The sequence below is a fragment of the Spartinivicinus poritis genome, assembly GCF_028858535.1.
Taxonomy (GTDB): domain Bacteria; phylum Pseudomonadota; class Gammaproteobacteria; order Pseudomonadales; family Zooshikellaceae; genus Spartinivicinus; species Spartinivicinus poritis.
Map to the genome: position 1 here is coordinate 82,820 of NZ_JAPMOU010000021.1, position 24,139 is coordinate 106,958.

Annotated in this window: 19 protein-coding genes; 15 read left to right on the forward strand and 4 right to left on the reverse strand. The window is 38.9% G+C overall.

The window, feature by feature from the left end; all coding sequences use genetic code 11:
* Positions 1–89 precede the first annotated feature (89 nt).
* From ORQ98_RS16335 to ORQ98_RS16350, 4 genes are all read left to right on the forward strand, one after another.
* Positions 90–1,394, forward strand: a complete 1,305-nt coding sequence (locus ORQ98_RS16335; RefSeq protein WP_274689873.1) for a sensor histidine kinase — start codon at positions 90–92, stop codon at positions 1,392–1,394.
* A gap of 41 nt (positions 1,395–1,435) precedes the next feature.
* A complete protein-coding gene (locus ORQ98_RS16340) occupies positions 1,436–2,869 on the forward strand; it encodes a sigma-54-dependent transcriptional regulator (RefSeq protein ID WP_274689874.1) in 1,434 nt (477 codons plus the stop codon).
* 65 nt (positions 2,870–2,934) lie between these two features.
* Positions 2,935–3,594 (forward strand): molybdenum cofactor guanylyltransferase, encoded by a 660-nt coding sequence (gene mobA / locus ORQ98_RS16345; protein WP_274689875.1) that lies wholly within the window; start codon positions 2,935–2,937, stop codon positions 3,592–3,594.
* A gap of 211 nt (positions 3,595–3,805) precedes the next feature.
* The gene (locus ORQ98_RS16350) at positions 3,806–4,516 is read left to right on the forward strand and encodes a CPBP family intramembrane glutamic endopeptidase (RefSeq protein ID WP_274689876.1); all 711 of its coding nucleotides are present in this window, start codon (positions 3,806–3,808) and stop codon (positions 4,514–4,516) included.
* A gap of 8 nt (positions 4,517–4,524) precedes the next feature.
* Here ORQ98_RS16350 and ORQ98_RS16355 read toward each other — a convergent pair whose 3' ends face one another.
* Both ORQ98_RS16355 and ORQ98_RS16360 read right to left on the reverse strand, forming a co-directional pair.
* Positions 4,525–5,139 (reverse strand): PspA/IM30 family protein, encoded by a 615-nt coding sequence (locus ORQ98_RS16355; protein ID WP_274689877.1) that lies wholly within the window; start codon positions 5,137–5,139, stop codon positions 4,525–4,527.
* A 107-nt stretch (positions 5,140–5,246) separates the two neighbouring features.
* Positions 5,247–5,519, reverse strand: coding sequence for a YiaA/YiaB family inner membrane protein (locus tag ORQ98_RS16360; protein ID WP_274689878.1), 273 nt, complete (start codon positions 5,517–5,519; stop codon positions 5,247–5,249).
* A gap of 441 nt (positions 5,520–5,960) precedes the next feature.
* On the opposite strand from ORQ98_RS16360, the gene ORQ98_RS16365 reads away from it, so the two are divergent.
* The 11 genes from ORQ98_RS16365 (at position 5,961) to ORQ98_RS16415 (ending at position 22,182) form a co-directional block, all read left to right on the forward strand.
* Positions 5,961–7,172, forward strand: coding sequence for a sialidase family protein (locus ORQ98_RS16365; protein ID WP_274689879.1), 1,212 nt, complete (start codon positions 5,961–5,963; stop codon positions 7,170–7,172).
* Complete coding sequence (locus tag ORQ98_RS16370) at positions 7,169–7,792, forward strand: hypothetical protein (RefSeq protein WP_274689880.1); 624 nt, start codon at positions 7,169–7,171, stop codon at positions 7,790–7,792. The genes ORQ98_RS16365 and ORQ98_RS16370 overlap by 4 nt, the downstream gene beginning before the upstream one ends.
* Entirely contained in the window at positions 7,793–8,485 is a 693-nt protein-coding gene (locus ORQ98_RS16375) for a hypothetical protein (RefSeq protein ID WP_274689881.1), read from the forward strand.
* A gap of 288 nt (positions 8,486–8,773) precedes the next feature.
* Positions 8,774–9,751 (forward strand): acyl-CoA desaturase, encoded by a 978-nt coding sequence (locus ORQ98_RS16380; protein WP_274689882.1) that lies wholly within the window; start codon positions 8,774–8,776, stop codon positions 9,749–9,751.
* Positions 9,752–10,211: 460 nt separating this feature from the next.
* On the forward strand, positions 10,212–10,691 hold the full coding sequence (locus ORQ98_RS16385; protein WP_274689883.1) for a hypothetical protein: 480 nt from the start codon (positions 10,212–10,214) through the stop codon (positions 10,689–10,691).
* 210 nt (positions 10,692–10,901) lie between these two features.
* Positions 10,902–11,174 (forward strand): contact-dependent growth inhibition system immunity protein, encoded by a 273-nt coding sequence (locus ORQ98_RS16390; protein ID WP_274689884.1) that lies wholly within the window; start codon positions 10,902–10,904, stop codon positions 11,172–11,174.
* Positions 11,175–11,409: 235 nt separating this feature from the next.
* Positions 11,410–12,012: a hypothetical protein gene (locus ORQ98_RS16395; RefSeq protein ID WP_274689885.1), complete on the forward strand. Its 603-nt coding sequence runs from the start codon at positions 11,410–11,412 to the stop codon at positions 12,010–12,012.
* A gap of 197 nt (positions 12,013–12,209) precedes the next feature.
* A complete protein-coding gene (locus ORQ98_RS16400; protein WP_274689886.1) occupies positions 12,210–12,584 on the forward strand; it encodes a hypothetical protein in 375 nt (124 codons plus the stop codon).
* A gap of 613 nt (positions 12,585–13,197) precedes the next feature.
* Complete coding sequence (locus ORQ98_RS16405; RefSeq protein ID WP_274689887.1) at positions 13,198–13,869, forward strand: hypothetical protein; 672 nt, start codon at positions 13,198–13,200, stop codon at positions 13,867–13,869.
* A gap of 8 nt (positions 13,870–13,877) precedes the next feature.
* Positions 13,878–21,266, forward strand: a complete 7,389-nt coding sequence (locus ORQ98_RS16410; protein ID WP_274689888.1) for a calcium-binding protein — start codon at positions 13,878–13,880, stop codon at positions 21,264–21,266.
* A gap of 109 nt (positions 21,267–21,375) precedes the next feature.
* Positions 21,376–22,182 carry a hypothetical protein gene (locus ORQ98_RS16415; RefSeq protein ID WP_274689889.1) on the forward strand — a complete coding sequence of 269 codons (807 nt, stop codon included), beginning with the start codon at positions 21,376–21,378 and terminating at the stop codon, positions 22,180–22,182.
* Between the two features lie 52 nt (positions 22,183–22,234).
* Here the strand turns inward: ORQ98_RS16415 and ORQ98_RS16420 are convergent, their stop codons facing one another.
* Both ORQ98_RS16420 and ORQ98_RS16425 read right to left on the reverse strand, forming a co-directional pair.
* The gene (locus tag ORQ98_RS16420) at positions 22,235–22,648 is read right to left on the reverse strand and encodes a hypothetical protein (RefSeq protein WP_274689890.1); all 414 of its coding nucleotides are present in this window, start codon (positions 22,646–22,648) and stop codon (positions 22,235–22,237) included.
* A 208-nt stretch (positions 22,649–22,856) separates the two neighbouring features.
* Entirely contained in the window at positions 22,857–23,732 is an 876-nt protein-coding gene (locus tag ORQ98_RS16425) for a hypothetical protein (protein WP_274689891.1), read from the reverse strand.
* Between the last annotated feature and the right edge of the window lie 407 nt (positions 23,733–24,139).

Sequence of the window (24,139 nt, forward strand, 5' to 3'; positions counted from 1 at the left end):
AATAAATAAAAAATATTGGGCATTGATATTGCAAACACCGGTTAAGTCCAATGAATTGGCACCACAGAGTGTCTTCAGGGAGCTTACCGATGTCGAATTATATAAAAACGCTCACGGCGGAGCCCACGTCTACCGCTAAAAGCCAAGCAGAGTTACCTGATGTAAGTACTGAGGAAATGATTCAGCTGCGGCCTGATAGTAACGTAACCGTTCCTTATTCCACACTATTTAGCTCAGCACTTAAATGGGAAAGCCAGTCACTTGAGAGTCAAGTGAATTGTTTAGCTCAGCAGCTAGCGACAACTAAAACTCAATACCAACGAGAAATTGCAGAAAAGGTTCGGTTATCTCAGCGGCTAGAAAGTTTGTTACATATTTTACCGGCAGGGGTTGTGGTCATTGATGCCCAGGGAATAGTGGTAGAATGTAATCAAACGGCAGTTGATTTATTAGGTGAGCCACTACTGGGAGAGGTATGGCGGAATATTATAACACGCTGCTTTGCCCCTCGTGATGATGATGGCCACGAAATATCGCTAAAAGATGGGCGCCGAGTGAATATTGCCACCCGCTCACTGGAATCTGAGCCGGGTCAAATCATCCTGTTAAATGATTTAACGGAAACACGACGCTTGCAGCAAGCGCTGAGTCATCATCAACGGTTATCAGCACTGGGCAAAATGGTGGCGTCATTAGCTCATCAAATTCGAACACCACTTTCAGCAGCGATGCTCTATGCAGGGCATTTAATGAAAGGATCGCTGCCGCCTGTCCAACAAATTAAATTTGCTGAAAAACTCATGGCCAGACTGAGTCATCTGGATCGACAAGTACGAGATATGCTGGTGTTTGCTCGTGGAGAATTGCCCATGGCGAACCAGTTGTCGGTTATTGCGTTTTTTACCAGCTTGCAACATGCGGTGGAAGGGGTAGCAGTTTTTCAACGGGCCAAGATTGAATGGCAATGTCCTGCCAATAAAGATAAGCCCAATCAAGAGACGATTTATCAGCAGGCAATTTTGCAGTGTAATCAGGATGCGTTGGTTGGGGCTTGTTTAAATTTAATGACTAATGCAGTTGAAGCCGCTAATCAACAGGCTGTTTGGTTGCGGGTAACGGCCAGGGTAACCCGTAGTCGATTGCTAATCACTATTAAAGATAACGGGCCTGGTATGAGTCAAGCGCAAATAAAGCAAGCGAAAGAACCTTTTTTTACCACTAAAGCTCAGGGAACAGGGCTAGGCATCGCTGTGGTACAAGCCGTGGTGCGTGCCCACCAAGGGGATTTTCACTTGCACTCTATACCGGATCAGGGTACTTGCGCTCAAATCAGTATTCCCTTATCAAATCAGCCAATAGCCACCAATGTAGCTGAAAAAATAGTGAATATTTAGCAAACAATATTGGCAAAGGAATAATGGAGGTAGTCAGTATAATGAGTCAATACACTGTATTAGTTGTAGAAGATGACCAGGCCTTACAAGAAGCTATTTGTGATACCTTGTCTTTAGCTGGCTATCACTGCCGGGCTGCCATCCATGGTAAAGAAGCGGTTCAGCAGCTGAGTCAGCAACGCGTGGATATGGTGGTAACCGATGTCAATATGCCAGAAATGAATGGCCATGATTTACTGTTGTATATTAAGCAGCATTTCCCCCAAATTCCGGTGTTATTAGCTACGGCTTATGGCAGCATTAATCAAGCAGTGCAGGCAATGAAAATGGGTGCTATTGACTATTTGGTCAAACCCTTTGCGCCAGAAGCACTGCTGGATATTGTCGGCAGGGTCATTACTGGTTGCTCTAATATCAAAGGAGCTGATAGCCCCGTTGCAGCGGCAGAAACCAGTCGACAGTTGTTGGCTTTAGCAAAACGGGTGGCTGCTTCCGACTCCACAGTGTTGATTTCAGGTGAAAGCGGCTCGGGCAAAGAGGTTTTAGCTCGCTATATCCATCAACAATCTGCCAGGGTAAAACAACCTTTTATTGCCATTAATTGTGCTGCTATCCCTGAAAATATGTTGGAAGCGACTTTATTTGGCCATGAAAAAGGGGCTTTTACAGGTGCTTACCAAAGTATGCCAGGTAAATTTGAGCAAGCGGATGGGGGCACATTATTGCTGGATGAAATTTCAGAAATGGCCTTGGGGCTGCAAGCCAAACTATTACGGGTATTACAAGAAAGAGAAGTTGAGCGAGTGGGGGGACGAAAAACCATTTCCCTGGATGTAAGAGTGCTAGCAACCACGAATAGAGATATGCTGGAGCAAGTGAAAGCGGGCAGTTTTCGTGAAGATTTATACTACCGGCTGTGTGTATTTCCACTGCAGTTGTTGCCATTACGGGAGCGGCCGGCGGATATTGTGCCCATTGCTGAACGGTTATTTAGCCAGCATTGTCAAAAAATGCAGCGGGTACCTGTGCAATTAGATGCATCAGCTAAACAGCAATTGTTGCATTATCATTGGCCTGGCAATGTCAGGGAGCTGGATAATGCCATACAACGGGCATTAATTTTACAACCAGGTGATGTTATTTATGCCAGTGACTTATGTGTTGATCTGTCACCTGAGCAGCTGATGAGTGATATTCAAGTTAATCCGCCTGCCTTTCATACGACTGCTCCCGTCGCTGCCATGGTTGATTCACAGCCATCTGATGGGTCGTTGTCGGAGTGTAGCCATAAGGCTCAGTTATGTGATGGGGTTCGACAACGGGAATTTCAGTTAATTATTGATGCGTTACGACAAGAGCGGGGGAAACGCAAAGAAGCGGCAGTGAAACTCGGTATTAGCCCACGTACCTTACGTTATAAATTAGCGAAAATGCGGGAAGCAGGGATTAATGTGGAAGCAGCGATTGGTGGGTAGCCCATTTCATCATTACTTTAAATCCTGTTAAGCTTGGGTGGTTTTATTTATTTGTTTAGAACCTCATGAGCGACCCAACTAAAATAGTATCTCCGTTACCTGATAAGGTTGATAAGGCTGACAAAAAAGTAACCGGCATTATTTTGGCGGGTGGTCAGGCAAGCCGAATGGATTACCAGGACAAAGGCTTAATTGATTTAGCGGGTAGGCCGCTGGCCAGTTGGGTTAAACAGGCAATGGAGGGGGTGGTTACTGATGTCTACATTAGCTGCAATCGTCACTTCGATCAGTATCAACAAATCACCAGGCAATTAATTAATGATGCTGAACCGACTCAGTATCAAGGCCCTTTAGCGGGTATTCTAGCGACGGCAAAACAAGTCGATACACCTTGGCTATTATGTGTACCCACTGATACCCCATTAATCACCGAAAACCTGTTGGCTAGCTGGATAAATGAAGTTAATTTAACCGCTAACCCGACCAGTTATTTACAAACAGAAAAACAAGGACATTTTCTCCACTGCCTTGTTAAAACGGTCGATGCATTACGTATCGAACAGCAATTACAACAAGGTAATCGCAAAGTATTTGACTGGTTAGCTGCTATTGGTGCGAAACCTTGGCAAGTACCTGCTTTATTTCATTCACAGCTAATGAATATCAATACTCCCCAAGAACTGACAGCTGCTGGTGAGTTGCTGAAAAAAATACATCAAGTTTAAATAAAAAAGAATGGGCAGCTTGTTTAGATAACAACTGATATTATGATTTTAGTTGCCTAAAAATCATTAATGATAGCTATATATACCCAATACGAATGGTTTTTAGGTGCGGCCATCGAGTGACGAAACTTCATGAGCCTATAAATAATAGGTGATTGGGGTGAGGAATGAAGATAACAAAACCTAAGAATCATTCGTGAAGGGTATATTAATGTTATTCATAATAGCAGCACTGTCGTTCATCGTTGTACTATCAGTGGTTATTATTGGGTATGCGGCAGGATTGGTGGGAGCTGAAAGAGTACAATTACTCCATAGTTTGTCTTGGATGCAATTGATCATTGGAGGAGCCCTTTTTTACTATTGCCAGAAAAATTGTGCTAACGTTTTCTTTTCCGGGGGTGCTTCACATTCTATTCGTTATATGTTGGTGCGAAGCGCAATACTCCTCAGTGTCTTGCTACTGGTCATTGGCTTGATTTTTGGTTTGACTGAACGAACCTCAAATTGGTCGCAACTAAATTTAACTATAGCCCTAAAAGGGCTTTTTTATTATTTGGTGCTGATTGCTTTAGCAGAAGAAGTTTTATTCCGTGGGTTGCCATTTTTTAGCAATAACCATCGTCCAGGCTTAATTATATTAATAAGCAGTGTACTATTTGCGTTATATCACTTTAATAATGGTTTACATACCTTGCCTTATTATTTCTCGTTAGGGGTGTTATTAGCGGTATTGCGTTATTTTTCAGTGTCTTTATTGGCTCTGGCGGTAGGACATGGCCTATTTGATTTTATGGTTATCCTGGTTTGGCCCGGTACAGGCTTTCGATTTGGTGTAGCCGTATTTTATGTGGTTTCGCCCATAGTGATACTGGGTATTGCCGCGTTGGCCGGTTGGATGCTAAAGCAGCTGGATACCTGATGAGTCTTTCATGGCGCTTGCTTTTCATTAGCGGTATTCGTTATTTCAAGGCTGGCACGTGCTTCATCAAACGCTTCAAAATACTGCTGCTGTTGCTTAATGGTTGATAATGATGCCTGTAACTGACTGAAGTTAGATGAAATACCTTCGGTATAATGGGACACCAAGCGGAAGGCTTGGTGAGCATAGTCCGTTGCCTGGATCAATTGTAACTGAAGGCTAAATTCACGAATTTGCTGAGCAACGGCCTTGGTCTGCTGAGTCAGTTTAGTTTCTTTAGCCTGTAACTGCACAATATGATTTTGCTGATTAGCCAGGCTGGACTCTATTTCAACAATGGTGGCTGCTATGTCGATAGCAAGCGACTCTTCCCCTTTATTTAAAGCCTCAAGGGCTTGTTGTTCACTTTTTGCCAATTGGTGTTTGAGTAACTGGCAGCTGCTTTCCAGTTGAATACGTTCGGCCATTACCAGACGTAAATAGTGTTTTACTTGAGTCAACCCAGCTTCAGCACTGACCAATTCCTGTTGATAAGTGCGGATTGCATTCCCATCAATCATCGGCTCAGCTATCTCCCTTACTTTGCCTCGGATTACAGCCAATATTTTTTGTAATACACTCATAGCGGTAAGGGCACCTCTAATAATTGTTTTCAGTCTCTGGCCTTCTGGTAAATTCGCAATCAAGGCGTTGGCTTGAAGGCATGCTGGTGGCCTGTCGAAAAGGTGTCCTAATCTGTAAACTCATTAATAATCTTCTGCGTTTTAGCCGTTGATATTTTATTAATTAAACGCTCTTTTTCGTGCTCATCACGTAAGGTTTTTGATAGGGTGATAGTTGAGTTGATAATAAATAAGGCACTGATAACTAAATAGCCTTTTATTTCCAGTGAGGCAGGGATAATTAAAATACCCATTAACATGGCTGCAATGGATAATACAAATGAAATCTTTACGAAAACAACCCAGCTCTGGCTTGAGCCTTGTAAATCGGAATAGTCCATAAAATCACCTCTTAAAACAGTTGGTATCGTTGATGGTTAAAAAGTAACTAGGAATGGCAGTTAACTCAATCAGGAAAAGAGAAGTAGTAAATAATGAGTAAGTAGGTATTACTTTATAGTACCCAGCTTTACGCATGGACCACTAGAGTGATTGTGTCACTATTGTTGCAATTGATGGTGTTGCAACTGATGGTTTGGCCCTTCGCAGGTCAGGATAAGCAACCAGCTACACTCCGTAAGCTGTCTTCATCAGCCTGTATAGAGGCCATAAACAATTATTAGAGATGCCCTTAAAACCATCTATACTTAACTTTAGTTATACTTTAGAAGTAAAAAGGCAGTTTATGTGTAAGCAAGTATACCCTCAGTTTCCTCTCAGAAAGCTCAAATCAAGCATTTTCAAAATACCACTGCAATAGCCAAGCACAGGGCTAGCGTAGTATGTTGGATAATCTAAGTAATTACAGCCTACTTAAAGCTTTTTTTGATAAGTACGCTTTTGTGCGAATCGTTGCTATTATCTTGGTCTCTATAATTTTTATTCCACTATTTCAGCAGGCACTATTTTTAGATGATTTTCCTGATTTTAGCTTAAAAAAATCAAGTGGTTATCTTAATAATCCATTAAGTTATCCTGTCTACACTGAACAATTTGTCTCATCAGGTATTACACCAGAAGTACATAGTGCATCAGCCGTCTTTACAAGGAATGGCAGTATGCATGCTTTTTGGTACGGAGGTGAACGTGAGGGCGCTAAAGATGTGTCTATTTATACCGCGCAACTTGATGTTAAGCATAATCAGTGGCATGGCGAGAAACAACTATTTAATCGAGTTAATATCAGTAATCAGTTAAATATTTATCTAAAAAAACTGGGTAATATCGTTTCTATTCGTGATAATGAAGGAAAAATATGGTTATTTTTTGTTAGCGTATCTTTAGGCGGTTGGGCTGTCAGCAGTATTAACTTTGTTGTTTCCGATGATGATGCGCATAGTTGGTCTAAACCCAGGCGGTTAATCACTTCCCCAATGTTTAATCTAAGTACGCTTGTCAAAGGAGAACCTTTTTTATATGAAAACGGCAGTATAGGGCTGCCAGTGTATCACGAAATGATAGGAAAATTTGGCGAATTGTTACGCTTAAGTCCAAATGGTTATGTATTGGATAAGGCTCGCCTTAGTTATGGACGAAGTGGCTTACAACCTATTTTATTGTCTACTGATAGAAACACGGCAAGCGTTTATTTACGAAATGGAACAGATGCCGTTGATAGCACACTGCTAGAAACCAGAACGATTGACTCAGGAAAAAGTTGGCAAACGCCCCTGTTTACTGACTTACCCAACCCTAATGCTGCTATCTCAGGAATAGCTGTAGACTCAGGTGGGCTGTTATTAGTTATTAATAATCTACATGATAAGAGAAATAATTTATCTTTGTTTTATAAAGCCAAGAATTCAAAGTTGTGGTATCTACTTCATCAAATTGAGAATAAAAAAAATACTAATGATAAAGAGTTTGAATATTCTTACCCAACAATAAAACGATCTCATGATGGAGACTTTCACATACTGTATACATGGAATAAAACCCATATTAAGCATGTGCGTTTCAATCAAACCTGGCTTGAGGAAAGAATAAAAAAATGACAGCAATTGCTTTTTACTCTACAACACTTCTGATGATGGCTATTAGTATAAAATTATTTAAACGTTGGCTATCTACAAGTAGCCTGACTGTTTTGGCTATTTGTTTAATGCTTATCTCGTTTATTCAGGTTAATCAGTTAACGATAAGTGCATATGTGTTTGCTGTTACTAGTTATTTGAGTATATCAACTCTTTTACTATTAACTGCCTATGTGCTGATTAATTATGTTGAATCACTTTATCCATCACTCAATCTATTTTGGCAGAATTCACGGCAATGGTTACCGGTATATGTTTTTTTTGTAATAAATGGAATAATTTTATACCCAATGGCCAGCGGGTTAACGATGTTAGATCCTTACCGATGGGGTTTCGCTAACTCACCTGATGCCATTTATTATCTCCTTTATTTAATGATATCAATGCTTGTTTGTATTATATACAACTGGTACTTGCTATTTGCTTTACTGCTAAGCGCTGTATTGTGTTTTAAAATGAAAATCATGGTGTCGTTAAATCTATGGGATTACCTCATGGACCCCTTTATTGTTTTTTATTCAGCCATTAGATTGGTTTATATACTTCCTTCGTTACTCAACGTTAATAAAAGGTCATTATAAATGTTATCAATCACTGAAAAAATAGTTTTATCGTTGGTACTAATTTTGGTGCTAGTGGGCATGGGATTATCTCATTATGATGAGTTACTATTTCGCCACTCCTATGTTATAGAAGATGGCATTATCGAGTGGCTTACAGTGTTTGGGTTGTTGTTATGCGCAGGTATATGTATATACCGTATGACTACATTATGGCGGCAAAAAAGCGCTCTGTTTTTATTCACGTTATCTATGTTAATGTGTGCTTTTATTTTCGGGGCAGGAGAAGAAATCTCATGGGGTCAACGTATTTTTAATGTGGAAAGTAATGCTTTTTTTAAACAGTATAATACGCAAGGTGAAACGAATATACATAACCTTCGTGTTAATGGAGTAAAAATAAATAAAATAATTTTTGCTAAAGGTATAGCATTGATCTTTATTATTTATTTGGCTGTATTAACACCACTCTATATTAAAAACGTAGAAGTACGATCTTTTTTGGATAAATTTGCATTTCCTCTTCCTCAGAACTACCAAATCATTGCTTACATAGTCGTTTTGCTTATCGTAGAAGGACTGATCAGTTCCTCTAAACGTGGTGAGATGACAGAGTTTGCGGTAAGCTTTATTGTCTTCTTAAATTTAATGTATCCAAGGAATAAAGAGGCGTTTACCCCTAGTCAGTTTGCAATTGATGAAAATACTACCTAATAATTAGTTACCGGGATTTGGACGGTATTTTAGATAAATATTAAAAATTACTTATCGACCGGAAAAACCTTACCTCTGCTCAAATGCCAATTCATTTACGGGCACCGCTAAAAGTGCCCTTACTACTATAATGGTTGATCATTACTCAAACTTATAAGCTGCTGTGTAAACAGGGGATTATAGGTATTTCTCCTTATCAATGTGACCTGTTTTTGAATGGTTATGCAACATGGTCTGCTTTATAATTGAGCAGCCAATACCATTTACTTCTATTTTTTCAGAGTCAACATGGATACCAATAACGAAACCCCCCGTATCAAACCCAGTAATGAGTTAGTCAACCCCGTTGATGGCATAGTGAACTGGTCATTTTCTAAGTCGCTATGGCTAACGGCCCATGGGCTTATTGCGCTGATCGGTGGACTATTCACCTTATCCTTGGAAGCCATTCTGGTTTTTTTAACAACCACAGCAATTACCTTATGTTTAGGCCATTCACTGGGGATGCATCGACGACTTATCCATAACAGTTACGAATGCCCCAAATGGTTAGAGTATTTTTTTGTCCATTTAGGAACCTTAGTCGGAATGGCGGGGCCATTAGGGATGGTATATAGCCATGACTTACGAGACTGGGCACAACGACAACCCAATTGCCATGATTATTTACGCCATGGCCAACGTTTTTTAAAAGATGGTTGGTGGCAACTACATTGTGATATTCATTTAACTCATCCACCGGCATTTCAACCAGAGCCGGCGATTGCTAACGATAAAGTCTATCAGTGGATGGAACGTACCTGGATGTGGCAACAACTCCCTTGGGCTATTTTGTTTTTCTGTATTGGTGGACTACCCTGGGTAATCTGGGGGATTAGCGCGCGTATTGTAGTCTCTGTAACTGGCCATTGGTTAATTGGTTATTTTGCCCATAATCAAGGAGGTAGAGACTGGCATCTAAAAGGCGCCGCCGTTCAAGGCCACAATGTAAAATTCGCTGGGTTAATTACCATGGGTGAATCCTGGCACAATAACCACCATGCGTACCCAGGCTCAGCCATCTTAGGTATTTACAAAGGCCAAACCGATCCCGGTTGGTGGGTATTAAATCGCTTAATGAATATTGGTTTAGTCTGGAATGTAAAACTACCCGAAGATATGCCTTATCGCCCTGAATTAAATGCCATCAGTGAAAAAGGGTTACAAGCCGATTTAGTCAAATCGCCTAAACCTTGTGCGTTGATGAGCCGGTTGAGTTTGGGGTGAGGAATATATAAGGCACTAAGTAGTAGGATATTTTTCCGCCGCACTTGAAGGGCCTTCCATGGCCCATCAAGCACTAATAAGGCATCCATGCCTTAGCTACAAAAGATCCCACTACTTTATACCGCAGGTTTACGTCAGATAGAAACGATGAACGTGGTTAATAATCGCGGTATTTCTAGTTCTAAGTTTTGAATGTCCTTAAATTTCCTCTGGATAGCGACTGATAGATGATGGGTATTTCGGAGTCAGAAAGTTCGAGTGTTACGCTATCAGACTTATACCTGCTTCGTTGGTGAGCTAGGTGGTTTTGGATATTGATTGAGTAGGATGGGATAGTGATTTGGTAGTTAATGTGTGTAGAGATATTACAAAATTTACATCGTCGATTATAATGAACTAAACATGATATAATCGTTCTATTCTATTTAAGATTTTTTTAACTTTATATTGAGTTTGTTAAATGCCTGTAAATAAGTATGAATATAGATTTAAAAATAGAGTGATTTTATTTCTCTCGCTACTGATGGTGGCTGGCTTTTTTTATCAGTTTTTTCTGTGGTCAATTGATCCTAACTATGTTGTAGAAATTAAAGGGATAGTTTTAAGCAAAACAGCAGGACTTGTTTTTTTGTGTGGAATTCTTATTTTTTTATTAGCAGGGATAGTATTTATCACTTTAGCTTTGATAACGACATTTATTCACAGAGAAATTGTTGTAAGTAATGACGCTATACTTACCCCACAATACCCATGGAGTACTAAAGTCATTGAAATGAATTCAGAAAATATTAAGAGCTATAAAATAGAAACTGTTAAAAGTAATCAAACTCTAATTGTCAAAACACATTCGGGAACTGCTAGAATTTCTAAAGTAGCCTTACCTAGTAGCGTATGCTTTGATGAAATATGTGAAGAAGTACATAGAATGTGTATGAGATGAACATAACAAATAATCAAGAGGCATAACCACACCAACTTGGCTATGCTGTTAACAATAGCCTCATTACGAGGTTGGCCGGGTTATTACACAAGGTGCCACTGTATCCCAGCCATCCAACCAATCATTTGTGCTTTGGCGAAAGATCCTTTTGCTCCAAATGGCTACCGTGTCCATAGGTCGTTCCCGAAACCAAGTGATTAGGAGTAAATAGTGAGCGAAATATTTGAATACTTCTTTGATGCTTATTTCCATCAGGATTGGCGCGATGATTATGAATCAACGCTAGCCGTTGTAGAAGGCTTCAAAAATGCTGAACCCACTGAATCTGTAGTTCAATTGGTTCAGGAGCTAAAGGAACTTTTAAGTAAAGAAGATTTACTCCAAGATACATTCAATAAGCTTGGCGGTAATTTCAAGCCGGAATCGGAAGGCATGTCTGTTGCTGAATGGGTAGTCAGGGCATTGGAGGTTTTAGACAGGTAATTCTGTGTCGAATATTTGCGAATATTAAGGCACACTAAATTTTTATACAAAATCGCTTAATAAATATTGCTTAGTTTGGAATGTAAAACTACCGGAAGATATGCCTTATTGCCCTGAATTAAATGCCATTAGTGAAAAAGGATTACAAGCGAATTAGTTAAATCGCCTAAACCTTGTGTGTTGATGAGCCGGTTGAGTTTGAGGTGAGGTTTTAAAAATTTAGGTAATACCATTTTTGTTGGAGTATAGAGGTGAAGACAAGCTACAAAATAATAGTTGGTTTTATTCTGTCGATACTTGTTTATTTGGCAATATTTCAGCCAAGGTTTTATTTGTATATATATATGAATATTTTTTCAAAAATCACTATACCGTATTCTTTGAAAATAATGATGATGTGGTTGAATTTGAAATACCAAAAAAGTATTTCCATCCTTTTGGAATGCAAGAACCTTACTTTAGACCTGCTGGCACTATTTTGCTTCGAGTACCGTATAAAGAGTACGGTATGGATGAAGAGATAAATGGAGGTAACTGGATCTTTGATATTGAATATCTGCCTAAATCTGAATTCATAGAAATTAAAGAAAATAGACTGTCAGGAAAAGATTACTCGTCAAAAATATTGAGTGGTATTGGAAATTATTATTTTACTCCAATTGAGTATAGTAAAGAATATTATGTTGAATGTAGTTCGCGTAATCCAGCATGTAAAGTGTGGGTCTATGAAGAACAGAGCTTAGTTGTTACATTTCTAATTGATAAGAATAAAATTAGTGAGCTTAGTTTTTATTTGGAAAAATCAGAGAAAGTTTTAGAAGGCTTAAGGGTAAATTAATAATATTTCTAAATTTATATAAAGAATTTACAGTTAAAGTATTATAGCGGATTGAAAAGATAAGGTTTCGCCCAGTTTGTTATTGTGTTGAGCGTACACTGAAAGACTCAATGCATTTATAGATAACTAATTAAATTATTTTGATAAATTGCAAAAGGTTTGAGTAATGAGTTTTATTCGAGAAAAATTGACAGCTGATGATACAAAGTACTATTGTCAAATGTTGGAATGAAACAGAAAATGATAACGTATCTGTAAGTGGTCCAATTTCAGATAACTCACGTCTCTATGAAACACCATTAGGTGAGATAACTAAAGGTGGTGATTGGAACGTTGATAAAATTAATAGCTCATGGCTTGTTCCTGTAGAATCAGATATGTTTGAAATAATTTTATTTGCATTTTTTTATAATGGAACAATATATCCAATCAATACAGTTTTTTCTGATGACTCTAAATTAGAAATGCTTTCTTATATTTTAAATACTGAAGAAAGACATACAGTAAAAAAAGTTGTCGTTGAATGTACAAACAAGCTAGGTTATATGATGGAATTTGGTGGTAGTGAATAACGAATCCTATAATTAAATAATTTTTAATTGCCTTTTTGCAAAACTGTTTGATTGGGGAATACTTTAAATTAATAAGCCAAAATAATCATTTGGCTATCGTAAACCCCCTTAAATAGCTTTTTACTCCGACAATGATCAATCGGCAAATTCAACTCATTTGATGGTAGTTATCCTTAGCCATTAGCCATATTTATAGTCCCTTACTCTAATCATAATGTGTAAGTGTTTTCCCTTATGTTGATGGCCGGAATTTGAATGGTTAGACAAAATAGATTGCTTTATAATCAGCCGACAAAGCTTCGACTGACTTGAAAGACTTGTTCAACTGACAAATTGCCATGATATGTATGGGTTTACTTGTTGGGGAGAGTAGGAAATCGTTGCCAGTCGATGAGTGTGGTGCTTAGAGACTGTTGCTATTGAACGGTTGTGATTTCCCTGAATATTTCTACATCTTAGGTAAAACATTTACAGTTAAAGTGTAGCGAATTGAAAAGATAAGGTTTCGTCCAGTTTGTTATTGTGTTGAGCTTAAATATGAAAGGTTTATGGATATTAAGCGAGTATATTATTTTTATAAACAAAAACCATTTATTGAGTGAGTTTTGATTTTATGAATAAATTGTTTTTTTTAATGATCTTTATTATAGCGATTGTATTTTCTTATGGTTGTGAAAAAGTCCCCTCTGCAAATACACCTGAATACTTTGAAGCTCATGGGATAAAAAAAGGAGAAGAAAATATTATTCGTATTGAAGATATAGCATTCAAAATTCCTGCTGATATACCTATGAATGTTTATACCGTAGGGGATATTAAATCAGGCCAAACAGATACATTAACAGTGTATTTGGACTTATCATATTTACTTGAGCATACCTGGGATGGTGGAATACTTGCGCCTTGGATGGTAAGAGTCGAAATGGAGAAGTTTTTATATGAAAATCCTAAAAATTCAGATTTTCGACTTCAAGCAAACAAATGGAGCAAAGTGATTGATAATACTGAACTAGGATTGACTGAATTTCATTCAAAAAATTATCGTGGGGGATGGGGTTATATAAGTTATCAATCAAGTGCTAAGCATGTAGTTACCCCATTAGGTGGTCCAGTTCAGTTTAGATGTACAGGGCATCCAATAGGAGAGATAGATACATGTTGGGGGGGGTATCAGCACCCAAATGGCTTTTATGTTTCATATTTCATAAGCAGTGAATTACTGCCTTTTTGGCATGAAGTTCATCAAAATATTGTTAGCAAAGTAAATTCATTAATAATAGAGTAATTTTCAAAATGACAAATATTTATCTTAGCCAAGAGCAAATTGAAATAATTAAAGATTTCCAAAAGAGAGGGCCTAATGAAAATAACAGGTATGATGATGTTTATCGTGCCATTTCAGAAATGTTACCTGATAGCGATGTTAAGTTATGGTTTAAAGGAGCTGAGCAAGCAAATGCAGGTAGAGGTGTGTTCTCAGAAATAATTCGTGTATATAGCAAGCGACAGATGGAATTGAGGGGGGTTACATATACTGATGAGATAATGCAAGCAGCATCAAATGCAGTAGCAGAAAAAGCGTTGGAAGATGTTCTAGATTCTAGGCGTAAACAACCTGATGGTCGTTGGCTATTCCCAACTATAAGAAATATTGCAGATAAGGATGCAACAGGTGTTGGCCAAACGTTATTTGCAAGCCTAGATGATAAAGACACTGCAGGGGGTGATATTAATGCTGGTTGGGCAGGGTCAATATTATTTTCAGCTTTTGGCGATAATCAGACATATAGATTACTAACCGCAGGTGGTGGGCATCTAGATAAATTTGATGACTTAAAAAATATTCTATTTGCGTATGAAGCATATAGTAAAGCTCTTTGGGAGTCAGCAAAACAGGCAGGAGTTCAGCTTCTTACACTTGATAAGCAGCTTCTTACTGACTTAGGGATAGGTTGGGATACATTTCAGGAGGCTAACTGGGATGACTTGAAAGCAATGGCATTCAATAACATTAGCTCTTTGTTAACAGGTGATGCGAAGCTGTTTGGAGAATTAATAAGCAAAGCTGGTACAGAAACTGTGCTAGATTGGATAATAGCTGGTTATAGTGGAAAAAAAGCTCAATTTATTACCACTAGTGAGAATTTTTCTGAAAGGGCAAAAGATTTTTTTGAAAACTTTACACCTGAAGCTCAGCAAAATCTATTTATTCAAGTACTCCCTGATAGTAAACAGCAAATAATAGAACTAGCCAAAAAGAATGTTTCTGTTAGAAATGCACTATATACACTAAATCCAATTGCAATAACATTAGATAACTATCAATACGATTTAAGCCTAAAAGATCCAATCACTGGTGATGGAAGTTTATCTGAAGAGTGGCTGGATAAACGGGCCACTTTTTTGGTTTTTGAAAAACTATACCGACAAAACAAAACTAATAATGGTATTTTTGAAATAACATTAAACTTCCTCGAGTCTATAGGGATTCCTCCAGTGGGATTATTTCCTGTACCAATAATTGGAGATATAATCTTTACAGATTACACTGGAGACAAAAAATACGAGCTAAAAGTAAATGGAATTGATGGTGGGATAGCTGAAACTAAGCGTATAGTTTTTGGTGGAGAGAAAGGGGATAGTCTCATAGGGGGCGGTGGAGACGATTACCTATTTGGAAATGTAGGCAACGACACGCTCACGGGAGGGCAAGGAAAAGATTATCTTGAAGGTGGTAAAGATAACGACGAATTAGATGGAGGTGAAGATACTGATAAATTATATGGCGGCACAGGCAATGACACCTTAACCGGCGGTAAAGGAGACGACACTTTAGTTGGCGGGGCGGGTGATGATACCTATCACTACAACACTGGCGATGGTGACGATATCATTGACGACACCTTTGGTATAAACCAACTAGTCATTAATAATAAAACCATCACTAAAGTGACTCGTATTGCTGATGATGCTGAGCTATATCAAGATGATCAGGGCAACCGCTATACCTACAATGGTAGTCAGTTATTAGTACAAGTGCGTGATGGTGATGCTACAGGTTCCATTTTATTTAAATCCTTCTATAAAGATAACAACAGTTTTGGTATTACGTTTGAAGAAGCAGAAGAAATTAAAAAACCGGTAGTAGATGATTCAGCTTTTAATTTTGGTGATGGTGATCCTTCCAAAATACCAGGGTTTACTACCAGTTATCGTCTTCAAAAGATTCCTGGCTCCTATGCTTACCGGTATCACTCTGCAAGTCAAAGTTTAAATCAGCTAAATAACCGTTCATTAATTATGGATGCGTCTCTATATAAGCATGATGATGCGCGTAAGGAGAATTATCATTATGGTGAGTGGAGTTCCGCATTTTTTGGTGGTTTAAAAAATGATGAGCTGAAAGGTGATGATTACCAAGATGCTCTCTATGGATTAGCAGGTGATGATGTCATCTACGGTGGCGGAGACAAAGATACTCTAGAAGGCGGCAGTGGCTCTGACTATATAGAAGGTGGGGAAGGCCAGGATTTAATTTGGGGTTCAGGTGGACGTAACAAATATGAGTGGCAATTGGATGAAAATACTGAGCTGAATCAACATGAATTGCTGGGTGTTGATAAAGCAGGTGATATTAATGTACTGCATGGTAATGGTGGCAGTGATTTTATTACCGGTGGTGAACATACCGATTATGCTTACGGTGGAGAAGGGTTAGATACTATTGCTGGGGGAACGGGTAATGATGTCTTATCAGGAAACCAAGAGAATGACTTAATTTATGGTGACTCACGACAATATGCGGGTTTTAAGGCATTTAAAGGTGAGCATGAATTAAAGCCTGACGTGCGGTTCGTTAAAGATATTATTTATTCAGCTGGTTTAGACAATCAATACAGCTATAACGATGTGATATCAGGTGGTGAAGGAAATGATGTCCTACTAGGTGAGCAGGGCGATGACATTATCACAGGGGAAACCGGTGAAGATATAATCTATGGCGACCGCCCCAGTACCTATGATGAATTATTTGAGTCGATCCCTCGAAAAGCCTTTGGTGACACGAATAGTCAGCTGGCCACAGAATACCATGGCAGAGATATGCTGTATGGGAATGATGGTGATGATATTATTGTGGGTAATGGTAATGATGACCGTCTCTATGGTGGTGCTGACAACGATACCCTCTATGGTGATGCTCGTGAAGAAGAAAGTGCGGTAGCGGGTGATGATCACTTATACGGCGAATTTGGTAATGACCTTCTGCATGGAGGTGCTGGAGATGATGTACTAGATGGCGGCGAAGGTGATGACCAGCTCTATGGTGATGAAGGCAATGACATCTTATCAGGAGGTGCAGGCACAGACTTTCTAAGAGGTGGTGAAGGGGATGATATTTACCACTTTAAAACAGGTGATGGCTATGATGTTGTTTGGGATACGGAAGGTAACAATATCATTGACTTAACAAGCACTTCTTTTTCTAGTGTGAAAATGGCAGTTAAACCATCATCGCAACAAGGCCAGCAGATTGAAGGAGATGTACTGGCTATTCAATTACCCTCTAAAACGGATGTTATTTACATAGCCGCATTTGATACAAGAACCAGGCAGTTATTACCGGGAGCCGAGCAAATCACATTTAATTTTGCTGACCGACAAAATGTCACCATCAGTGATTTTATGGACTCGATTATCTTTGAAAATGGCTCGCCTAAAGATGAAGAGGTTAAATTTCGTGCAACACCTGAGCAACCGAATTTTAAAGCAGGTGATGCACATGACACCCTTTTCGGTAACGAACAAGCTAACCATTTAGAAGGTGGTGCAGGTAATGACTGGCTCTATGGATATGATGGGAATGATATTTTAGATGGTGGTGATGGTGATGATAGTATTAAGGGGGGAAAAGGTGATGACGTTCTGTTGGGTGGTGCAGGAAATGATACTTTAAAAGGCGGGCCTGGCTTTGACAAACTGATAGGCGGTGCTGGTAATGATAGCTTATCTTTTGGGGATGAAGGGATTGCAGTATTTGGTACTGGTGATGGGGTTGATGAGATTTTTGGTGTTTCATCGTCTTCAGAGCAAAATATAACGCTTCAAATCAAAGATGATATTACTCAAGACCAATTAAGATTTCTTTGGTTTGGCAACGCCTTGGTTATTGGCTTCAAAGATAACTATCAGGACTTTTTTATTTTCGGTAAGTATTTAACGGAAGACCACAAAACAAAACTAAGTATTGAGTTACCCAATGGGGATATAATTACTGAGTTCCCTACGTCAGGATTTTTTGTGGATGAAAAAGAATATGGCAGTTATCGGGGGTATAACTGCTTTATAAATGGTGGCTCTATTGGATATGGAGTTTCAGGGCCAGCATGGGCAAAACGAATTGATGGGGTTGCCATTAGTGGAACAGATGAAAGTGATATTATGTTTGGTTCCGAAGATAGTGATTATATAGAGAATAAAGTCATTAATGGAACACAACAAAATGATTATATTGATGGCCGTGAAGGCGACGATATAATTATTACTCGATACCAAAATGCAACTATTTTAGGTGGTGAGGGTAATGATGAGATTACGTCAGATGGTTACGGATGGGATGAGGGTGATGAGAAGGTTTATATCTCTGGTGGCAAAGGTAATGATAAAATAGCATTATCTGGAAAAGGAACCATTATATTTAATAAGGGTGATGGTAAGGATACGCTCGATATCAACCAATCTGCTCGTTTAGAATTTAAATCTCCTATCACTAGAGAAGACCTTTCTTTCTCTATTGATGCTCAGGATTTAATCATTAATTTCCCTTGGGAAGGTGATGAGATTAGGATTAGTCGATTTGTCACTGGTGAAGGGTTACGCTTAGATGGAGTTCCTTTACTATTTGCTGATGGTAGTGAATTAACAACAAAGGCAATTTATACTGAGCTTGATCAAACAATAGTTAAACCAGTTGCTAATCCTGATGTTTATACAATTAAAGAAGATTCTTCTATTTCTATTGATGTACAAAAATTGCTTAGTAATGACAGGATAGGTGGTGATAACTTAAATCCATTTGTAGTCGAAGTGTTTGAAGAAAAAAATGGTAAGTTAGATCGCATGGAGTTTATTCCTGATGCGGACTTCATTGGCACGGCATCATTTAAATATCGGTTATCAAACGGCTTTAAACAGTCTGAAGGAGAAGTGACAATTACTGTCGAATCAGTGAATGATGCTCCTATCATTAGACGCCGCTTAAACAATATCCGGTGGCAGGCTGGTGATGAATTTAGTTACCGTATCCCAGCAACTTCATTCTTTGATCCTGATGCTGACGACACATTGTCACTTGCTGCTACCTTGGCGGATGATGAAGCCCTACCTGTTTGGTTACGTTTTGATGCTGAACAACAACGGTTTATTGGTGAACCGCCAGCTGACTTTTCAGGTGATTTATCCATTAAATTAACGGCGACTGACAATGCTGGCGAGTCTGTGTCACAGTCATTTAACCTGACGATTTTACCTTCGGATGATGCTGAAGACACTAGCAGTACAACAGGTGAAGAAACAACACCTGAGTTAAGTGATTTTGCACAGGTAAAAACCGGTACTAATGACGCTGAACAACTGTTGGGTAGTCAGGAAGCTGATTTAATTAAAGGCTTGGGTGGTAAAGACCAAATCTTTGCTTTTAATGGTGATGATTATCTACAAGGTGGCTCCGGCGATGACCGTTTAAATGGTGGTAATGGCTCTGGTAAAACCAACGATGGTAACGACACCTTAGAAGGTGGTGCGGGCAACGATGTATTGTATGGTGAAGCGGGCGATGACCACCTAGTGGGTGGTATCGGTGATGATCACTATTATTATGGGTTGAACGGTGGTGTTGACACCATAGACAACACCGGTGGTGGAAACGATTGGTTATTCTTTATTAATGGTATTACCCGTGAGCAGTTAAGTTACCATCGTGAAGATGATGATTTAATTGTGCGGGTAGATGCTGATGAAAACCAGCAAGTACGAGTTTTAAACCATTTTAAAGGTGGTGATTTTGCGATTAAATACATTCAGCCTTCAGGTGGTTATGCAATACCCACATCTAGTATCGAGCGCGAACTAGCTGCACAGTCTAGTACAGAAACGGAAACCCCTGAAAATACTGATACCGATAATAGACAAACCACTACTGATAATGGTGATAATACAACCGATAGTACTACAACCACAGAGTCAGGAACTAATAACAGTCAGGAAACCACTGGAGAGAATACAGGTTCTACGAACACGACACCGATTGATACCCAAGTGGATAGCTATGTTCAATTAGGTGGGAGTGGCAATGATACTTTCACTGGTACCAGCCAAGCCGAAACCTTTTTGGGTGGCGCAGGTGATGATACCTATGTGTTTAAGCTAGGTGGTGGACAAGACACTATTATCGACACCCAAGGGAAAAACCGACTGGTATTTGAAGGCATTCAGTTTAGTCAGGTCGGCTCCAATTTATTTAAATCGGGTAATGACTTACAGCTAAGCGTTAGCGGCACCCAAGATAAAGTGATAATTAAAGAGTTTTTCACTACCGCTAATATTGACACGATTGCCTTTAAAACCGGTGGTGAAATTAAAGCCAGTCAATTATTCGGTATTTTCGGTTTAGCCATGCCAACAGCTTCAGCAGAAAGTCAGCCAGAAGTATTAGGTGATAATCAAGCGAATACTTTAGCCGGAACGGCAGCGGGTGAAGTGATTAAAGGGTTTAGCGGTAATGACTCGATTTCTGGTGGTAAAGGCAACGACACCCTTATCGGTGGTCGCGGTGATGACATCTATACCTTTAAGCAAGGTGATGGTGTGGATACCATTATCGGAGAGGGAGGAGGCACTGATACTATCCACTTTGATGGGTTTAGTTATCGGGATATTGCCCAGAACCTGTTTAAAATGGGGAATGATTTAGAGCTATCGAAGAAGAACTCCGGTGATAAATTGATCGTTAAAGACTTTTTCTTGGGTGGTGATAATATCGTAGATGACATAACTTTTTCAGGGGGTGGACAATTAGCAGGTGCACAAATATTCCAGATATTTGGCATTACTAATCCCAACCCTATTAAATCGCCTAATTATACCGGGCTACCGAATGAGACTGACTATGCCGTTGTTTTTAAAGGTGATGGTTCAAGTCAGGCAATTACAGGGTCAATCGCTGCTGATTGGCTAGAAGCTGGTGCCGGCAATGACGTACTAGCTGGTGGGAAAGGCAATGATTTATTACTGGGTGGCCAAGGGCATGATACTTATCAGTTTGCCTCAGGAGATGGGCAAGATACGATTAATAACCTCACTACTGCACCGGATGAGGATACCGATGTACTTAGACTGTCGGGTATTTCCAAAGATAAATTATGGTTGACTCAGGAAGGCGATGATCTAAAAGTGGATGTACTTGGCTCTGATGATCAAGTCACCATCCAAAACTGGTTTGCTGGTGAAGCCTATCGTCTGGATAAACTTGAAACCACAAACTCTGTGTTATCAGCTGAAAAAGTGGATACGTTGGTGCAAGCCATGGCGGCTTTTAATAACTATGAGACCACTGATGGGAATTTAACACCAGAGGTTCAAACAGCGATTAATCCAGTACTAGCTGCTGCATGGCAGTCTAAATAACAGTCGTTATTATTTTTGTTGGTGTAGTTAAAGAACAAAGGCTTACTATTTGATGGTAAGCCTTTGTTCCATTTTAGACACTTATTCTGGAGTGAAAGTCTGTAGTATTATGAATGATGATCAAAAGCTACAAAGAATATATGATAGTATTAGAAAAACGGGCTATGCTTTAGCAGGAGGTCTTCAGGATTTACCGCAGCGAGCATCTGTTTATTATCATTTATATGAAGATTCTGGCTATCGTAATGTTTTCCCTCTGATTGCGGCACATGGCGCTTTATGGGCGAGTGGTTATTTTGCAAAAGGGATGAAGATAGGGAAAGTCTTATCAATACAGTATCTTTTTAGTCGTCAACAACGCCATGCTCAATATTCAAGTTTACAGCAATTTGCTGATGCATTTAGGGATATTAATAGAAGAGTCTGTGCGGAAGCATATACTGTATATCATTTTACGAAGGATTATGGTCATACGGCATTTGCTTCTTCTTTTATTGCAGAGCCTCTCTTGTCAATTCTTAATCAGTGTCACTTAGCCAATAAAAATAACTTGTACTTTTCTGCTGAGTTAAGACGTAAACTATTCGAAGCATTTTTTCTTTGGGAACAAGAAACCATTGTCGCCCCTTCTGTTGAAAGTGCAATGAGAAAATTTGATTGGAGAATAATAAAGTGGCTGGCAATGAAACCTTGCATTAAATTTGCTTACTTTAACAAAGAGCATAATTTGCAGTTTGTAGACTTTGCAAGTAAATTCGAAAGAATAGAAAAAGGGCTATCTGCCTATGAGACAGCAGAGTTAGTTGGCTTGGAGATTGTTGAGACTGCATTAAAAAAATATTGTATTATGCCTGATAATTTTTTCAGAAATACTAGTAAATATTTCTATGATATTAAAGCCAGTGCTTGCATTTAAAATATACTATACGTTTTTATGATATAGTGTATGAGGTACAAAGAAACAAAGGCTATTCATCAATATTGCCTGTACACTCTCCAGAATTTCCATCATTATTTTCTTCAACTAAATAATCATCTTCCTGATATTCAAGAGGGTAGATAGAAACAGTAGGGTTGTTGTAGCAGGAAGCACCTTCATAACACTTGCCATCATAATAACCGGCTTCACTGCCACCGTCATCAGTCAGATTCATACCTACTGAGTATATCCATTCGTTTTCTTTCGAGTAACGAAGCGGTTTTCCATCAAAAGCATCTTTAGGTATTTCAGCTATATATTTGGGTATTAATTGGGATAATTGATCGGGCAGTTCGTCAAACTCAGTATGATATTGCTGTAATGCGGCGGATACTTTTGCTGCATCTATATATACACGAGCAAAGCATCTTCTATAAAAGTACTCTGGGAAATATCCTTCCATATCTATCGTGTAATATTTCCCTGCAATGTTGGGTTGAAAATAGTGGTACCATTGTAGTTCTCTAAGCTTAATATAATTTCGATTTTTTCTTTATAAGTATAGCTAACCTGCTACAAACTATTTTTTCCCTTACACCTTTAGCTAGAACATAGGGTAGCGAATAGTGGAGGCAGCCGTCAGCGATGAATAAGCAGGCGGCGCTTTTAATTTAATTAGAGGGATCCTTAACACTAACTATTTCAACATCTGCTAACTTAAGTGCATTGATTAGTTTGTTACGATAGGCTTTCACAAACTCTTGTAAGAAGTCTTTTTCGGCATTGTCTTGGATAAGGTAAGCTTGGAATTCATCGATAATGATAGTGTCTTCGGTGTTGTATGCTTTTCCTAGTGTTTCTTTAATTTTCTTTTTGTCTTCACTAGAAACCTGTGTTTGCCAGAACTTGTCTACAGTTTCTTTATAGTTGGGGGTTAATAAATACTGGGCATGAAAAATTTCATGGCTGACAACCGATTCTTGTGATTTGGTACTTTGAACAGAAAGGCCAATGACATAATAGTTGTCTTTTTTGGCTTGAATCACGGGATTATTTACGAAAGACGCTTTGAATGACGCTTCCATTTTATTAAGTTTAATGGCTGGTTTTTTCTTCGTATTATTATAAAAATCTATAATGGTTTTACCTGGCATATTATGACCAGCAACTAATTTTTTATAGTTTTTAAGTTTCCAATCACTTGCTTGTAGTAAAGTACCTTGTTTTAGACCTTTACCGGCACCCATAAATAAGCCAATTCGGGTAAAAGCATCATTTAAATCTGCTTGATAAAAAGTCACGCATACATAAGCGCCTGGCACTTCAGTTACACCATTACATTCCATATAGTGGTCCATCATTGAAGTATCTTTATCAATATTAGTCAATATTTTGATGGCTACTGATTTTTTTACTTTAGTTAACAGGTTCGCAACGCCACCTTCTTTAACAGAGATGGGTTGATTAGAAAGAACGACCTGGGCCTGAGAGGTTTGGCTTAAGAGAACAGTCATACCGACTAGTGAGCGTAATAAGAGTTTTTTCACTGGTAGTTTCCGATAAAAATTTAATGAATTTATAACGATAGGCAACTAATGGTACCATAAAGTTATGGTTTTTGCTGGATAACGTAGTATGCCATTGGAGTGCTGTGATCAGGCATAACAGGTCTTGAAGGGAATTATTTGCTCATACTTGGAAAAGCAACCAGCTTTACACCTCGCAAGTTGTCTTGTTCGAGAACTCGTCACCTTGTGCAGAGGCCATAAACGATTGTTTGAAATGCGTCTAAATACGACGTTCGTTCCACAAAATACCCGATGTATTTTGATATACATCATAAGCCGAGTAACTTATACTGATCTAAGTCAACAGTTCAGCCCTTTCAAGGTGAGAATACAACCAATCTGGACATAACTTAATCAGATCGTGACTTTAGATTGTAACTCCTCCA

Coding starts and splice junctions, on each gene's coding strand:
- ORQ98_RS16335 (WP_274689873.1), top strand. CDS start 90: ATGTCGAATTATATAAAAACGCTCACGGCGGAGCCCACGTCTACCGCT.
- ORQ98_RS16340 (WP_274689874.1), top strand. CDS start 1,436: ATGAGTCAATACACTGTATTAGTTGTAGAAGATGACCAGGCCTTACAA.
- mobA (WP_274689875.1), top strand. CDS start 2,935: ATGAGCGACCCAACTAAAATAGTATCTCCGTTACCTGATAAGGTTGAT.
- ORQ98_RS16350 (WP_274689876.1), top strand. CDS start 3,806: ATGTTATTCATAATAGCAGCACTGTCGTTCATCGTTGTACTATCAGTG.
- ORQ98_RS16355 (WP_274689877.1), bottom strand. CDS start 5,139: ATGAGTGTATTACAAAAAATATTGGCTGTAATCCGAGGCAAAGTAAGG.
- ORQ98_RS16360 (WP_274689878.1), bottom strand. CDS start 5,519: ATGGACTATTCCGATTTACAAGGCTCAAGCCAGAGCTGGGTTGTTTTC.
- ORQ98_RS16365 (WP_274689879.1), top strand. CDS start 5,961: ATGTTGGATAATCTAAGTAATTACAGCCTACTTAAAGCTTTTTTTGAT.
- ORQ98_RS16370 (WP_274689880.1), top strand. CDS start 7,169: ATGACAGCAATTGCTTTTTACTCTACAACACTTCTGATGATGGCTATT.
- ORQ98_RS16375 (WP_274689881.1), top strand. CDS start 7,793: ATGTTATCAATCACTGAAAAAATAGTTTTATCGTTGGTACTAATTTTG.
- ORQ98_RS16380 (WP_274689882.1), top strand. CDS start 8,774: ATGGATACCAATAACGAAACCCCCCGTATCAAACCCAGTAATGAGTTA.
- ORQ98_RS16385 (WP_274689883.1), top strand. CDS start 10,212: ATGCCTGTAAATAAGTATGAATATAGATTTAAAAATAGAGTGATTTTA.
- ORQ98_RS16400 (WP_274689886.1), top strand. CDS start 12,210: ATGATACAAAGTACTATTGTCAAATGTTGGAATGAAACAGAAAATGAT.
- ORQ98_RS16405 (WP_274689887.1), top strand. CDS start 13,198: ATGAATAAATTGTTTTTTTTAATGATCTTTATTATAGCGATTGTATTT.
- ORQ98_RS16410 (WP_274689888.1), top strand. CDS start 13,878: ATGACAAATATTTATCTTAGCCAAGAGCAAATTGAAATAATTAAAGAT.
- ORQ98_RS16415 (WP_274689889.1), top strand. CDS start 21,376: ATGAATGATGATCAAAAGCTACAAAGAATATATGATAGTATTAGAAAA.
- ORQ98_RS16420 (WP_274689890.1), bottom strand. CDS start 22,648: ATGGAAGGATATTTCCCAGAGTACTTTTATAGAAGATGCTTTGCTCGT.